The 13,107-nt window shown below is 45.4% G+C and carries 14 protein-coding genes; 7 read left to right on the top strand and 7 right to left on the bottom strand.

The annotated features are described in order from the left end of the window. Positions 1 to 20 precede the first annotated feature (20 nt). From IPM19_01595 to pyrF, 5 genes are all read left to right on the top strand, one after another. Positions 21 to 482 carry a DUF4430 domain-containing protein gene (locus IPM19_01595; GenBank protein ID QQS23241.1) on the top strand — a complete coding sequence of 154 codons (462 nt, stop codon included), beginning with the start codon at positions 21 to 23 and terminating at the stop codon, positions 480 to 482. After that, positions 469 to 1,062 (top strand): hypothetical protein, encoded by a 594-nt coding sequence (locus tag IPM19_01590; protein QQS23240.1) that lies wholly within the window; start codon positions 469 to 471, stop codon positions 1,060 to 1,062. Before IPM19_01595 ends, IPM19_01590 begins: the two co-directional genes overlap by 14 nt. 33 nt (positions 1,063 to 1,095) lie before the next feature. Next, the gene (locus IPM19_01585; GenBank protein QQS23239.1) at positions 1,096 to 2,745 is read left to right on the top strand and encodes an FAD-binding oxidoreductase; all 1,650 of its coding nucleotides are present in this window, start codon (positions 1,096 to 1,098) and stop codon (positions 2,743 to 2,745) included. A gap of 119 nt (positions 2,746 to 2,864) precedes the next feature. After that, positions 2,865 to 3,233 carry a hypothetical protein gene (locus IPM19_01580; protein QQS23238.1) on the top strand — a complete coding sequence of 123 codons (369 nt, stop codon included), beginning with the start codon at positions 2,865 to 2,867 and terminating at the stop codon, positions 3,231 to 3,233. 108 nt (positions 3,234 to 3,341) lie between these two features. Further along, positions 3,342 to 4,055 carry an orotidine-5'-phosphate decarboxylase gene (gene pyrF, locus IPM19_01575; protein ID QQS23237.1) on the top strand — a complete coding sequence of 238 codons (714 nt, stop codon included), beginning with the start codon at positions 3,342 to 3,344 and terminating at the stop codon, positions 4,053 to 4,055. 57 nt (positions 4,056 to 4,112) lie between these two features. Here pyrF and IPM19_01570 read toward each other — a convergent pair whose 3' ends face one another. Then, a complete protein-coding gene (locus IPM19_01570) occupies positions 4,113 to 4,952 on the bottom strand; it encodes a histidine phosphatase family protein (protein ID QQS23236.1) in 840 nt (279 codons plus the stop codon). Positions 4,953 to 5,088: 136 nt separating this feature from the next. Here IPM19_01570 and IPM19_01565 point away from each other — a divergent pair, with 136 nt between their 5' ends. After that, positions 5,089 to 5,907: a phosphoglycerate mutase family protein gene (locus tag IPM19_01565; protein QQS23235.1), complete on the top strand. Its 819-nt coding sequence runs from the start codon at positions 5,089 to 5,091 to the stop codon at positions 5,905 to 5,907. Positions 5,908 to 5,976: 69 nt separating this feature from the next. Here IPM19_01565 and IPM19_01560 read toward each other — a convergent pair whose 3' ends face one another. The 6 genes from IPM19_01560 to mraZ form a co-directional block, all read right to left on the bottom strand. Beyond that, the gene (locus IPM19_01560; GenBank protein ID QQS23234.1) at positions 5,977 to 8,139 is read right to left on the bottom strand and encodes a PBP1A family penicillin-binding protein; all 2,163 of its coding nucleotides are present in this window, start codon (positions 8,137 to 8,139) and stop codon (positions 5,977 to 5,979) included. Positions 8,140 to 8,174: 35 nt separating this feature from the next. After that, positions 8,175 to 8,525, bottom strand: a complete 351-nt coding sequence (locus IPM19_01555) for a hypothetical protein (GenBank protein ID QQS23233.1) — start codon at positions 8,523 to 8,525, stop codon at positions 8,175 to 8,177. A 109-nt stretch (positions 8,526 to 8,634) separates the two neighbouring features. Further along, positions 8,635 to 10,365, bottom strand: a complete 1,731-nt coding sequence (locus IPM19_01550) for a penicillin-binding protein 2 (protein ID QQS23232.1) — start codon at positions 10,363 to 10,365, stop codon at positions 8,635 to 8,637. A 14-nt stretch (positions 10,366 to 10,379) separates the two neighbouring features. After that, entirely contained in the window at positions 10,380 to 10,802 is a 423-nt protein-coding gene (locus tag IPM19_01545) for a hypothetical protein (protein QQS23231.1), read from the bottom strand. 29 nt (positions 10,803 to 10,831) lie between these two features. Beyond that, entirely contained in the window at positions 10,832 to 11,794 is a 963-nt protein-coding gene (gene rsmH / locus IPM19_01540; GenBank protein ID QQS23230.1) for a 16S rRNA (cytosine(1402)-N(4))-methyltransferase RsmH, read from the bottom strand. After that, positions 11,794 to 12,225, bottom strand: coding sequence for a division/cell wall cluster transcriptional repressor MraZ (gene mraZ / locus IPM19_01535; GenBank protein ID QQS23229.1), 432 nt, complete (start codon positions 12,223 to 12,225; stop codon positions 11,794 to 11,796). Before mraZ ends, rsmH begins: the two co-directional genes overlap by 1 nt. 589 nt (positions 12,226 to 12,814) lie before the next feature. On the opposite strand from mraZ, the gene IPM19_01530 reads away from it, so the two are divergent. Then, a complete protein-coding gene (locus tag IPM19_01530; protein ID QQS23228.1) occupies positions 12,815 to 13,102 on the top strand; it encodes a hypothetical protein in 288 nt (95 codons plus the stop codon). Positions 13,103 to 13,107 lie beyond the last annotated feature (5 nt).

The following is a 13,107-nucleotide window of genomic DNA, read 5'->3' as shown; positions in this document are numbered from 1 at the left end:
CAACAATTAACCATATGATGATGAATAAAAAATTTATTTGGCCCACGCTACTAGCAATTGCAATATTCACGGTGTTAGTCTTCGGGCTTCCAACCCTAACCGATCGCGACAGACAACAATCCCCACAGCAGAATGACGTAGGCAGCACCGCTAGCAATGCTGACATAAAAACTCAGAACGTTTCCATCACTGTACAAGGCATATTAGAAGATCGCCAAGTGGCTTTTAAAGACGGGCAAACTGCCCTGCAAGCTCTGCAAAATTTAAACGACAATGATCCGTCGATACAGCTTTCCGTTAAAGAGTTTTCCGGCTTAGGTACTCTGGTAGAAAGCTTAGGAGGGATTAGTAATGGTACCGACGGAAAATACTGGCACTATAAAGTCAATGGCGCCTTGCCTATGGTGGGGGCGGACCAATACAAACTTTTGCCCGACGACAAATTAGAATGGTATTTTATTACTCCAGATGAAGCAAAATAATCAACTACTAATATTAGTCGGCCTGCTTTTGGCCGGTTTTGGAGCAACTATGCGCCTGCTCCCCCACGAGCCAAATCTTACCCCTATTTCTGCCATTGCCTTTGTGGGAAGCTTTTACTTGGGTAGACGGTGGGGGTTATTGCTGCCGTTGGCCGCGATAGCAATCTCCGATCTCGTCTTAGGTTCTTACCAATGGCAAGTCATGGTTAGCGTCTATGCTTCGTTTGGACTGATCGGCATTATCGCCTACGGAAGCGCGCAGCGACGCACTGTCTGGAAAACTGGCCTGTCTGTAGCATCATCCTCCGTACTGTTCTTTTTGATAACCAATGCAGCTGTGTGGTACTCCTCTACTTGGTATGAAAAAAGTCTTTCAGGGTTGCTGTATTCGTACGAATTAGGATTGCCGTTCTTCCGCAATATGCTCATAGGAGATTTCGCCTACACCGGATCGATAATGCTTTTAGCACAAATGGTAGTACTGTTTCGTAAAAGTTACCCCTTCAAGCTTAATTACACCGGAGTCACTCCTCTTTTCCGATTCTCCAGCCCAACATCATCCAAAAATTTGGTACAATAACCTCATAAGAAACAAACCAAAACCAAACAATTCATGGCTCAACATCAATCGATACAAATACCCTCTTTTAAAGGAGAGTTGCTAAATGACGCCCCGACTCTAGACAAATACAGCCATGACGCCAGCCTATTCGAAATCCGTCCCCAACTAGTAGCTTTCCCCAAAAATGCAGAGGATATTTCTACGCTAGTCAAATACGTAAAAGCCCATAAGCGCAACAACCCCGACTTGTCCCTTACCGCACGCAGCGGCGGCACCGACATGTCTGGTGGTGCTATAAATGACTCAATCATTGTCACGCTGGAAAGATACTTTAAAAAGATTGGCCCAGTTTCTAAAACAGGGGCTACTGTGGAACCAGGTGTGTATTACAGAGATTTCGAACCTAAAACCTTATCTAAAGGCTTGCTCTTTCCATCTTACCCTGCCTCTCGCGAAATCTGTATGATGGGCGGCATAATCAACAACAATTCTGGTGGGGAAAAATCATTGGTATACGGTAAAACTGAACGCTATGTTAAGCAACTAAAAGTGATCCTTTCCGATGGCGAAGAACACACCATTAAACCTCTAAGCAACGAAAAATTACAAAAAAAATTGGCAGAGGATTCCTTCGAAGGAAGGATTCACAAAAAAGTCTTGCGTCTTCTAGAGAAGAATCAAGATGTTATTGCCCGATCCAAGCCTGTCGTGAGCAAAAACTCTACCGGATACAACATTTGGGATGCATGGGACGGAAAAACATTGGACCTCACTAAACTACTAGTAGGCGCTCAAGGAACATTAGGAATCACCACCCAAGCCACCTTACGTCTGGTTGCGGCCAAACCTTTATCGGGAATGATGGTAGTGCTCATGCCATCGTTAAAAAATCTAGGCAACATCATAAATGCCCTCCTTCCGCTCCAAGCTACCAGTATCGAATCATTCGATGAACATACTTTAAAATTTGCGCTGCGCTTTTTTTACAGCTTTAGAACTACTTTAGGGTGGAAGCGATTCATTATGCTAGGCTTGAGCTTTATCCCAGTACTGAATAAAATGCTAAGATTTTTGCCTCATTTTCCTAAAATGATTTTACTCGTGGAATTCGAAGGCAAACGGCAAAGTGAGATAGACGCGAAGATCGATGCAGTAGAACATGCATTGAGAAAATTCGATGTTACCATGGAAAGAGCCCGCGACAAGCACCACGAAGAAAAATTTTGGGTTATGCGCCGAGAAAGTTTTAATCTCCTTCGCAAAAATATTAAACGCAAGCACGCGGCGCCTTTCATAGATGACTTAATAGTGCCACCACCCAATTTGCCAGAATTTTTACCCAAGCTTTACCAAATCCTAGACCGCCACAAACTTTTATATACAATCGCCGGCCATATGGGCGATGGCAATTTTCACATCATCCCTCTTATGGATCTGACTAAATTGCGAGAAAGAAATAAAATTTCGGCAGTTCTGCAGGAAGTCACGGACTTAGTGGTTAAATACAAAGGATCTCTTTCGGGAGAACACAACGATGGGCTCGTCCGTGGGCCATTTTTGGATCAGATGTACCCCTCTAAAGTAATAGAAATCTTCTCTCAAATCAAAACCATATTTGATCCTCAAAACATTTTCAACCCTCATAAAAAAATCACTTCGGATTGGAGCTACTCCGAACAACATATTCGTAAAAAATTTTAATTAATAAAAGAAAAATGACTAATAAGAAGGTGTCCGTTATTTGGATAATTTTCATTCAGTGGGTTCTAGCCCTCCAATGGCTTCACTCAGGCTGGGGAAAATGGTCTAGCGGGGGGTTTATGACAAATATTGCCACAACACTGGGAAGCTTTGCAGAGAAAACTTCCTACAAAGCCTACGCCGACCTGCTTTACACCGTAATCATTCCGCGTGCAGAACTCTTTGGTAACATAATTCGCACATCAGAAGTGTTGGTTGGCGCAGCACTCTTACTAGGCGGGGCATGGTTATTGTATAAAAAAAGTTTACCTACACCAGTTGCAGCTCTCCTCGTATTGGCATTGCTTGGAGGAGCCGCAATGAACCTCAACTTCTTTCTGGCTGCAGGCTGGTCTAGCCCGGCTGTGTGGGGTATCAATACAGTGATGGGTTTAATACATCTTATCTTAGCAATTGCGTACGGATATAACCGCCGCAACCTGTCGTAACTTCTTAGCAAGGTAAAAAAATCCTCACCGAAATAGGAAAAGTTCATATGTAAGCCGTTGACAAAAACAGCTTTTTTCTGTATAGTTTGATGTTATTCAGGAGGAAATATGAACGTTCAAGACAGGATAATCGTGGCTCTAGACACCGACGACCCCGACGAGGCTATCGACATAGTCTACGACCTGAAAGATTTTGCAGGTATGTTTAAGGTAGGTTCGGAACTATTTACGTCCAACGGACCGCTAATTGTAGAACGGATAGTCTCTGCTGGCCTTAAAGTTTTTTTAGATCTCAAATATCACGACACGCCCAACACTGTCAGTAAAAGCGTCGCCGAAGCGGCCAAACTGGGAGTAGACCTGATCTCGGTCCACCTCTCCAGCGGAGAAAAATGCCTCAAAGCTGCGATGGCCAACAAAGGCAGAAGCAGACTATTCGGAGTGACCGTACCCACTTCTATCGGCGAAGATGAGTGTTACAGAATTTACGGCCGCAGCCGAGAAAAGCAAGTGTTTCATCTGGGCTTATTGGCTGCAAACAGCGGACTCGACGGAATAATCTGCGCAGGGAACTCTCACGAAGCCGGACAAATTAAACAGGATCCACGCTTTCAAAATTTACAGATCCTGTGTCCTGGTATCAGGCTCAGTTCAGACCAAAAACACGACCAGTATGCTACCGTCGACCCTATTGACGCCATAAAAAATGGGGCCGATTACATCGTGCTTGGGCGAACAATTACTCAGCATCGCCACACCGCGGCTCATTTGGGCAAAAAAGAAATCATAAACGCGATGATTAAAACTGCTCTGAAAATGTAGACACATAAAAAACCGACCTTCTTACTTGGTCGGTTTTATTATTGGCAATTGCGCTGCTTACGCAGGCGCATACTTTGACTGATCGTAGTAGATCTTCCCATATTCCGGAAGTTCGATCTCGATCTTGCCGGTGTTAGTGCCGCGGAACGTGGTAACGCTCAGATTAGGCGGAACGCGATGGGTATCCCACCATAAAAACTGTTCCTGACTCCAATGCTTGAGCAATCCCATGATCGTAAGCTTGGTAAGGTGGTGAGTGAATCCCCATACTCGCTTTCCGGGATAATCCCGAATAAGCTTATCAAACCAGCGCCTAACGCGGTCCCTTGCCCTGGCAATATTCTCTCCCCCAGGGAAGCAGTAATCGTACTTGCCGGCAAGCCGGAACATAGCGCGCTGCTCCGGATGAAAAACGTGGTAGATACGCCAGTCATTGTACAAAGCGCACAATCCGTGCTCCTGTTCGCGGATGCGATCTTCTTCGCGGATCTTTACCCCATGAAACTGCGGACAAAACATCTTTACATTCTCGAATGTTTGCCAGGTTCTTTTGTAAGGCGAAACAAAGATCACGTCGGGAATTTCGATAAACTCTGCTAGGGCCTTGCCGGTTTGCTGTGCCTGCCATATGCCCATTTCGGTGAGCGGAGTTTCCGGATCACTGCATCCCAAAGAGTATTTCTTACGCATCTGGATGGCCAACTCTACCAACTCGCTCTTCGGCGGCTCGCGCATCCAGTCCCCTTTTTCACACCTTGCATCCCAACGGTTATATAACCGTTTGAACACCTGATAATCCGGGTCGGCTGCCTTAAGCGCCTTCAGGATGTTGTAATTTGACTGCCCGTGACGAACCAAGTTCAGTTCTGCAGGCCATATCATATTATTGCCATTCATTATTATGCCCTCCAAATTCGATTTTAGGTTTTATGATAACACTTTTAGGCTTGTTTGTCAATGATATTTGCACTTATAATTGCTGTTCAAAGCAAAATTTGTTATTATGAACCCTCATAGATAGGAGGAAAAATAGATGTCTCAATTAGCCGGAAGGCCTAAACAACTTATCCTAATCAGACATGCAGAATCGGCTCGGAATGAAGCCAAAAGAGGTAGAAATGGACAGAAACCAACTACATATTTTGCAGACGAAGACGCCCGCAAGTTGGTCAAAGGCATAGGTGATCACATGATACCAATTACCTTGCCTGGATTCGAGCAAGCCGTTAAAGCAGGATTTTATTTGAAGGCCCATTTCGGTAAGCCAGATTTTGTATACGACTCAGAATACCGTCGCACCGAACAAACTGCCAATACCGCTTTAACTGCGTTCACTGATAAGGAACTGAACTCTGTAGAAAGACGGAGTACAACCTTTCTCAGGGAACGAGATCCAGGTTATACCTATGACATGACAGAAGAGGAAGTCGAACGACACTTTCCCTATCTCCGAGAGTATTGGAGAACCATGGGTGGATTCCACGCAGCCCCTCCCGGAGGAGAAAGCTTGTCTAAAGTTGTCGAGCGCGTGCGTTCATTTATTACGGAAATTTTCCATACCCGCGACGATCAGAATGTCTGGATCTTCACACATGGCGGAACGATCCGCTGCATCCGCTATCTTCTGGAACACTGGACTGAAAAAGAGTTCGTAGAAACTCCGGGTCCGGACAACTGTGGGATTACTGTCTACAACCAGACCATGGTTCCGATTAGTATCAACGGACAGCCCAGCGTGCGCAAAAAGTTGGTATTAGATAGGTTCAATGACACCGAATGGAATAAACTCCCATCGGCAGAAGGCCGCGCCCGTGAGGCATATCACCATGACCTAATATACGGTCGACGCTAAAACAATAAAGCACATCCATGCTTAAAGGATGTGCTTTTTATATTTGTTATTTAAATTGAACTAAAACTATTACGAACCGGATGGAATGTCAGTATAAGCTCCCCCCACTTGCCCGCCGGTTGGTGCTAGTTTTACTTCTTTGGTATCGATAGGTCCAATTAATGAGCGCTGTAGATTTCGCGGTGCCGCAGAAACCTGAATATCTTTTGGCAAAGCATACCAGGGCACCGGCTCCATGCGGATATTTTTAGCATTGCCAGTAACCGGTCGATTGGTGTTTGCATCATAAGCTACCTGGATTATTCCGGCAGGAACATCGAAATCTCGGACAGGCTGGCTTGCCGTAGCCGCCAGCATAAATTTTTGCCAAATTGGTGCTGCCGTAAACACACCGTCTGCCCCTGCGCGCATCAAAGAACTGTCATTATTCCCCGTCCAAACACCTACTGCCAACTGGGGAGTAAACCCAAGCGTCCAACCATCTTTCCAGTTTTGAGTAGTGCCAGTCTTAGCCGCAACCGGACGATCCGGTAAGTTAAGCGGGTTATCTTTACCGAAAATATATTGGCGGGATTGGTCATCCGTCATTATACTGATTAGTTCGTACACAGCTTCCGGATTAATCACTTGAGCTGGGTTGTTACTAGAAGCCTCTAGAGTTTTGCCATGCTTGTCTTCAATGCGCATGAAGGGACTGCTTAAATCCCCCTTCCCACCATTGGCAATTACAGAAAAGGCGGTAACGTGATCAACCAATTTCACCTCACAGCCGCCCAAAACCAAAGATAATCCGCAATTCTTCATGGGAGAGGTGATCCCTAGGCTTTTTGCAGTGTTCACAACATTATCTACTCCAACCGCAGCCAAGGTGCGCACAGCGGGTACATTTAAAGAGCCTGCCAATGCTTTGCGGATAGTAATCAAGCCGCGGAAACCGCCGTCATAATTTTGCGGCGCGTATGGGCGTCCTCCGGCAGTTCCGAACACAGTAGGCGCATCTAAAACTTTCGACAAAGGGGTGTAGCCGAACTCCGGCTTAAATGCTGTTAGGTATGCGTAAGGCTTAAAGCTGCTTCCCGGCTGGCGCAAAGAAGAAGCAACGTTTACATTCGGTTCGAACTTGCAATTTTTACCAATCACACAGCCAGACGGCTCGGCGGCACCAAAATAATCTTTACCGCCGGCCATTGCCACTACTTTGTTGGTAGAAGGATCAACAGCCACTAAGGCCGCATTATAAGCGCGGTATTTGGTTTTATTGGTTTCTGCCCCTTCCTTTACAACCTGTTCCGCCAAATTCTGAAGATTCATGTCCAAAGCGCTGTAAACTTTTAAGCCGCCCTCTTTTAAGAATTCGGTACCGTACTTGTTAGTGAGGTAATTTTGCACCCACGACACAAAATACGGGGCCACCAGTTTTTGGGAATTAGGCAAAAAAGCTACAGCCGTAGTTTCGGCCTGATGCTTTTCCTGTTCGGTAATATAACCTTGCTCCAGCATTTTTTGGAGCACTAAGTTTTTGCGATCCTCCAATGCCCCGCTATTCGCCCCAGTCGGGCTGTAATAGCTTGGGCGCTGCGGAAGTGCCGCCAGGTAAGCGCTTTCTGTTAAATTGAGCTCCGAAGCAGATTTGCCGAAATAAGTCTTTGCCGCCGCCTCTGCTCCATAGCTGTTGCGGCCATAAGGAATTTCATTTAAATACAATTCTAAAATTGCATCTTTATCGAAGTGGGATTCAATTTTATATGCCAGCAAAACCTCGCGAACTTTTCTGCTATAAAGCTTCTTTCGGTCGAGCAAAGCGTTCTTGGCAAATTGTTGAGTGATAGTGCTACCCCCCTGTTCGATATTTCCAGTCTTTGAGTTGGCGATCATGGCGCGCACAATGGACGGTAAAGAAATAGCGCCATGGTTATAAAAATCCTTGTCTTCAATCGCAATAGTGGCCTCTTTTAAATGAGGAGAAACCTGGTCCAAAGAAATTTTTGAACGTTTGTACTCGCCATAGAATTCATAAATTAGTGTGCCGTCCCGAGAGTAAAGCTTGCTAGATTCCGGCACGTCTCGGTTTTGAATCTCTTCATAGCTTGGCAAAGAAGAGTTCACCGCGATCAGGTATGCGCTGCTGGCTACGCCTATTACGATGAATACCGAAGCAAATCCAAAAAATACTGTTGCGACCAACAGTAAAACCGATTTGCGTGTCCAAAAAAAGGCGTTTCTTAAGTTCATCTCTATCTCTATTTTAACTAAAAAAGCATGGTTGTTCAACCATGCTGAGTATTGGTTTCGTCGTTTTCTTCTACCTCGAACTCAACGTTTTGAAGCGGAAGAGTCTCGGGAATTAAAAAAGTGGCTTTGTCTTCATCTTTTGGGTCAGTGAAGACTTTTAAAACTTCGTTATCCGGATTGTTCGGATGAGGAGCATACTCGCCTGGATAAGAACCAGGACCGACTTCGCCAACGGACTTATGACCGTGATCAACAGCCATGCCTTTGGCAACCCCATGTTTGATGATGACCCATATCCTGCGGCCACCAATCATGCGCTTTTTGACCTTCATCTCTCCGGGCTGCGGTCGCACCCCAAGACCAGGCTTCATACCCTTTCTTATCATATTGGCCTCCTTGAGCGGTATTCCCGCGCCTTCATTGTAGCTTAAATAAATATAATATCAACCATAAAATAAGCTAATGCTAAACTTACCGCCCGCGCTTGAGCCGGCCTTAACGCGTAGGGGCGACTTTATAGTGCTGCAGCATAAAGCTGGCAATTGATCCCCAAGCAGGTGCGGCGGTGCTTTCGGCAAACTTAACGCTACGCGGATGATTAATGCGCACGAGCATGACAAATTTTGGATCTTCAACCGGGGCAAAGCCGATAAACGAACCGATATTGTTATTCTCTTCGTAGCCGCGGCCGTCTTTGCGTGGAACCTGAGCTGTGCCAGTTTTACCCGCTACGTAGTAACCTGGCACGCCGGCTTTGGTACCATGCCCTCTCTCCACAACATTAACCATCATTGCGGCTACTTCGCTGGCAGCTTTAGGAGATAAAATTTTTGTGCTCTGAGTTTTGCCGACTTCTTCTACTTTGCCATTGTTGCGTATGATATTCTTGACCACATACGGCTTTACCATTTCGCCGCCGTTAGCAATGGCAGAAAAAGATTGCACCAACTGAACCGGGGTAACGCTAATGCCCTGGCCAAAACTGGCGGTATAGTAGTTGATCTCTATGTTGCCTTTTAAGTTTCCCAAATCCCCTGCGCTTTCATTGACTTCCATACCCACTTTTTTACCGTAACCGAACCGGTTAATGTAATCGGAAAACTTTTTATGGCCTATCTTTGTCTCCAGGAATACGGTTCCAGTATTAAGGGATTGTTCGAGCACCTGACTCATAGTCTGGACGCCGTTAGCTTTTTTGTCCGAGTTTTTAATTGTATAGCTACCGACTTTAATCTCGCCGGTATCAACATAAGTCATGGACGGAGTAACCGCTCCCTCATTTAACGCAGCAGCCATTGTTAAAGGCTTAAAAATTGAACCTGGCTCATAAGCGCCGACAGTAACCTGGTTATTGTAAACCTCCGCGCTCGATACCTTGGAATAATTATTCAAATCAAAAGTCGGGTAGGTCGCCATGGCCATAATAGCCCCTGTCTTGGGGTCCATCGCCACCACGCTGCCGCTATCGGCACCGTGCTTTTCTACCGTATCTTTCAAAACAGCTTCGACTTTTAGCTGAATAGTCTTATCGATAGTCAATAAAAGCGAGTCTCCATCTTTAGCCGGCACGCCATCCCGCCTGCCGCCAAATATCCAGCGGCCGCTGTTGTCTTTTTCCTGCTGCAACGTTCCCTGAGTCCCGGATAATTCTTTATTAAAGGCCAGCTCTAATCCGTATACGCCCATTTTTTCATCGCCTTTATAACCCACAAAACCTAACAGCTGCGCCAACATAGAGCCTTCCGGGTATAAACGTGAGGTTTCTTTATCAAAGGCAATCCCGTCAAGATCCAGCTCCTTGATTTTTTCCTGCTCTGCCTCCGATAGGTCTTTCTTTAAAACTACATAACCCTTGTTCTTATCTTTGAGCTTTTCTTCCAACACCGCCCGGTCCATCCCGATAACTGCTGGCAGTTTTTCTAGTATCGGGCCGTTGTCTGTAATAACTTTGGGATTAGCGTACACTAGTATTTTTTCATCAGAGGTTGCAACTGTATATGGTTGGCCCGAAAAACTGTCTTGGATCATAATCTCCCCGCGGGTCGGAATGATCACATGCTCCCCTACATGCTGGCTCTCTGCCAATGCCTTGTAATAGCCTTGATGAAATAATTGCATGTAGGCCAAACGAGCCACAATTATAAGCATGCAGAATATGAAAAGAACAGCCAGGAAGACTATTCTCTTTTTAAAAACTTTTTCAAATGTAGCTTGCGCTGCAACCATAAGTCAGTAGTAGATTATTTAGCTTGGGCAAAAGTATTTCCGTTTAAAGTCTCGCTTTCAGTAACCGGCACCAGCCCGGTCTTGCTCAAATCACTGAGGCTAACAGTAGAACTCATTAATGATTGCTTAACCAATAATTTCTTTTGGATTTCTGTCTGCTCTTCGATAGCCGTCTGTGCTCGTTCCAATTCGAACCCTTTGGAAGAATAAGTATTAACCCAGAACAAGTGCAAAGCCAACATGCCAACCACGGCGGCCATTAAGGTTACCGATAAAGCCGGTACAAAGTTGGCGCTGAGCTTTGCGCCAATCCTAAAATTGGGCTTAGACTTAGCTCTGGTTACCGACCAGGCAACCGGAGCAGCTTTAGACGAAGATGTTTTGGTTTTAGAGGCGACGCTTGGGCCGATAAATGGAATGGCGGAAGTTTTTAACATTTGTTTTGGTTTTGGAAAATTTAGATTAGTTAAAGTTTTTGGATTACGCGGAGCTTGGCTGGCTTAGCGCGGCTATTATTCTCTAATTCTGCATCGCCAGCGGTAACGGCTTTTTTGGTAAGAATTTTCGCTTGAGGGGTTCGCCCGCATTTGCAAATTGGGAATCCCGGCGGGCAAATGCAGCCGGTGGCCAGTTCCTTAAAATAATTTTTTACGATTCTGTCTTCGAGAGAGTGAAAGCTTACGATCGCTAGCCGGCCTCCTGGATCCAGCAGGTTGAAGGCTTTAGGAAGAAAGGCTTCGAGGTTGGCCAACTCGCCGTTCACTTCTATGCGCAGTGCCTGAAAGATTCTGCGAGCGCTATCGGCCCAGCGGTGCTTTTCCGGTTTTGGCAGGGAGTCTTGGATAATCTTTACCAGGTCAGTGGTGTATTTTACGGCTTCATTGCTATTCCGGCCTTCGCTTGGTGCTTCCTCGACGACCCTTACTATATTCTGCGCGATCTTATAACTGTACTTTTCTTCGCCATAATCGGTAAAAATTTTAGCCAGTTCTTCGGCAGTTCTATGATGAAGCAAGAACCGCGCATCCGGCTGATTACTCGAAGTATCAAAGCGCATATCGAGCAATTCCTTATTCTGAAAAGAAATGCCGCGCTCAGAACCGTCTAGCTGATAGCTAGATAAGCCTATATCGGCAACAATACCGTCGATGTTGGCAAACTCATGATGAGTGATTATTTTGTCGAAGTCGCGAAAATTGCCGTGAGCCAATACCAACCGATCGCCTGATTGCTGGAATTTTGCTTTCGCGTTTTCTAGCGCAGCTGGATCGAGGTCGATAGCTAAAACTTTTCCGGCCGGAGACGACACCTGCAATAAAGCATCTGTATATCCCCCACCCCCAAGCGTGGCATCAACATAATTGCTGTCTGCTTGCGGCTGTAAATATTCGAGGACTTCTTTTAAAAGAACGGGAGTATGAGAGTACATTAGACCCCCAGGTCGCCGAGCTGCTCGGCAATTTGATTACTCTGTTTTTCTGTTTGTGTCTTGTACTTAGTCCAGAGTTCTTCGCTCCACAACTCGATGCGAGTATAGAGCCCCGCAAAGACCATTTTTTTGTTGATCTTGGCATACTCCTTTAAGTACCCAGGCAAGACAATGCGTCCCTGCTTATCGATTTCGCAGTCCATTGCTCCTGCAAGCATTAGACGAGAAAAAGCGCGCGTGTTGGCAGTAGAAATCGGGAGACTAGCCAATTTCTCTGCAAGCTTCTTCCATTCGTCTAATGTATACAGAACCAACGAATTATCCAGGCCGCGAGTGACAACAACTTTGTTTTTTAAATCCGAACGAAACTTGGCCGGGATGTTAACCCGCGCCTTATCATCGATGGATGCGTTGTATTCACCAATAAACATAACTAGCTTGTAGCTAGTAGAAAGTTAGTTTATGAGCCATCAACCCACTTTCTAATAGCCAAATTACTTAATTTTCTTAATTTCCAGTTATCCACTTATCCACCCACTTTTCCCCACCCAAACCCACTTCTATCCACTTGAAATCATTATAGCCCACAATCCCCCATTTCGCAAAGATTGCACGCAGCTCTCAAATTTAAAAAACCTTTTGTTTAAAAAGGTTTTTGATGTTTCTCAAAAATGTTCCACAGCTATCCACAAATATCCGCCAAAGTAGTTACCTTTTGTTAAGTTAAGGGAATTTGTTGACCCATAACAGCAAAAATGGTATTCTAGGAAGCTATTTTAAGGAGGAAAAATTATGAAGCCTTCGGAAATGTCCAGAGCTATTGCTGCTTACCGCAAGAACATCGTCCTGAGAGACTATGAACGGATCGCGGTATGAATCTAAACCGACACATGCGCTTGCGCTGAATATATGGTAAAAACTATGGACACAAAAAGAACCTACCCTCAGCTTAATTTGTGCCCCAGTTGCCGACGCCATGCCATTATTTTGCTATCCGAATGCACAAAATCAATGGGTTTTATGACTAAGCAGACTGGGTTTTCCATCATTCTGACTCTGTACGAACAGGAAAAGATTACTGCCGATGATTATCGAAAACTCTACGAAAATATCAGCACTTCTCCTTTAGCCATGCGGGGTGACCCGTGCAATGCTAAAGACGAAATTACGCTGATGCGTCTCGTATTCATCCACAGTGAATCTCTTAAAGGAGCTCGTTTGCTGGAACCATACTTCGCCTGCGGCGACAAGGATCCAATTCTGATTCGCGGCAGTCTTAGCGAAAAAACTAAAGCCATCCTCAATTGAGGATG

This window comes from bacterium, from assembly GCA_016699995.1.
GTDB lineage: Bacteria > Patescibacteriota > Doudnabacteria > UBA920 > UBA920 > UBA920.
Note: the sequence above shows the minus strand (reverse complement) of the source record. Positions and strands in the feature narration are given on the sequence as shown.